This window comes from cf. Phormidesmis sp. LEGE 11477 (assembly GCF_015207105.1).
Lineage (GTDB): Bacteria > Cyanobacteriota > Cyanobacteriia > Phormidesmidales > Phormidesmidaceae > Phormidesmis.
The window spans coordinates 1-1,745 of sequence record NZ_JADEXO010000254.1 but is presented as its reverse complement, the minus strand read 5'-3'; the positions used below and the strand labels follow the sequence as shown (position 1 = coordinate 1,745).

The following is a 1,745-nucleotide window of genomic DNA, read 5'->3' as shown; positions in this document are numbered from 1 at the left end:
GGGTACCAACTTAAGCCGGGACACCACCAGCACATAAGGGTTTGGGCTGCTGTAGTTTGGCAGAGCGCCGAGGCATAGGCAACTCGCCGACGTGCGCTAGCATCCATTCAAAAGGGTCAGGAAATTCGTGGCCAAACAGGCGTTGTGCAGCGGTGGTGCCATCGTATCGTTGAAGGTCAAAATTATGAATGATAGTGAGCACGTTGAGTGACTGTTCAGAGAACCCGCGCCGGGCATGGTGAAGCTTGGATAGATAGCCATTGCGGCCTTCAACGGCTGAAGAGGTGCGCTGATACTTGGCACAGAATTCTCGACACCACAGCACCCATCGCTGACGCTGGTGATCTGCCAAGGTTAGTGTGATGTCTTGCTCGAAGAGTTGGTCAAAGGCATGGCTGGCGGCATCTTGATAGCGCCTTTTGAGTGAGGGTTGCCGAGTCTTATCCGCTTGCTGTGTCCAGTACACCCAAGGGAGTAAGCTGGTGAGTACCCAACTACGGATCTTGGCGTCCTGGGTTTGGCCATCGAGGGCGCTGGTCACCCACTGTTGCCAAGCCTCAATTGCTTGAGTAAACGAGGTAATCTGCGCTTCGAAGGTGTCAATCGCCTGCTGTGCTTTTTGTGCGCCATAGGTAGGGGCGAGATCCCATAAGCACTGCAAGGGCGGTGCCAAATGCGTCAGTAGTGCCCTTTGGGTTTGCCATTGCAGACTATCGAGGGTAAACGGATGAATCGTTTGGCTAACCTCCTCCAGTGCTTCCTGGTAGGTTTTCTCGTCTTGTTGCACCTGCTGTAGCGCTGCTTCATTGTGTTCTATCAACGTCTGCAAGGCTTGCTTATCTGCGCCTTTACGAGGTTTGTTCAACTGTTGTCGAAGTTTATCTTGTTGCTTCTTCAGCGTCGCCGCCTGTTGTCCAAGGGCTCGACCTATCGGCCTGCCTAACGCTCGTAGGGCATGAAACAAATCAGCGACACTAACACAACCGAGCCCGGATACGGCTAGCTTCACGAGGGCTCTGGCACCGTCGCTGACCAGATAGTGGCATTGCCACGGGCTATCTTGCCACCACTGATTGACCTGTTCCATCCAAGTAGCATAGGTGCGGTTCTCGCATTCGGTTTCGATAAAGATGTAGCCACTGCTCAGCTCTAGCAGCACGAGCACAGGTAGCCCGAAGAACGTCTCATCGGCCCCGACACAAATGCCCTGGCCTTCAGCAGGCACACAGTGCTCTGCTTGTGCTTTCTCGTAGTCAATTATCGCTTGATTCACACGCTGCTTAAGCTGTCGTAGCGCGCTGGCAGAACTGGCGACATGCGTGTCTAGGTGAATAGCGCAGATGAACTCTGATAGGCTTTCGGCACCCACCCCTTGCTTGATACCAAAGTAGTAGACCAGACCGATTACTAACCGTATCAGCCACTGGCTACCTGCTGCGGTTTCCCAAAGACTCGATTCTGCGTACTGGTTGCGCCGCTCAATCGCTTGTCGATAGCGGTGGACGCTGCTTTTGCTGATGCCCGTCGTGGCAGTGATGCCGCGAAGCGTCTGCCCTACATTCTCCGTAATACAAGCCGCGACTTTTTGGCTGCGTTCTCTTATACTCAGTGTCATCGTACCCATGTTTGAATCTTGTTAGGGTGACGATACATGGCTCTGGGCTTTGCTGCAGAGCTTTTTGTCTAATGGGCTTATTCACGCATCCTTAACCAGAGCTTTTTGTCCCGGCTTAAGTTGGTACCCC

General features: G+C 53.4%; 1 protein-coding gene. It reads right to left on the bottom strand.

Translation table 11 applies throughout. The features are described 5' to 3' along the window. Positions 1-10: 10 nt before the first annotated feature. A complete protein-coding gene (locus tag IQ256_RS29085) occupies positions 11-1,624 on the bottom strand; it encodes a DUF6399 domain-containing protein (RefSeq protein WP_228025401.1) in 1,614 nt (537 codons plus the stop codon). Between the last annotated feature and the right edge of the window lie 121 nt (positions 1,625-1,745).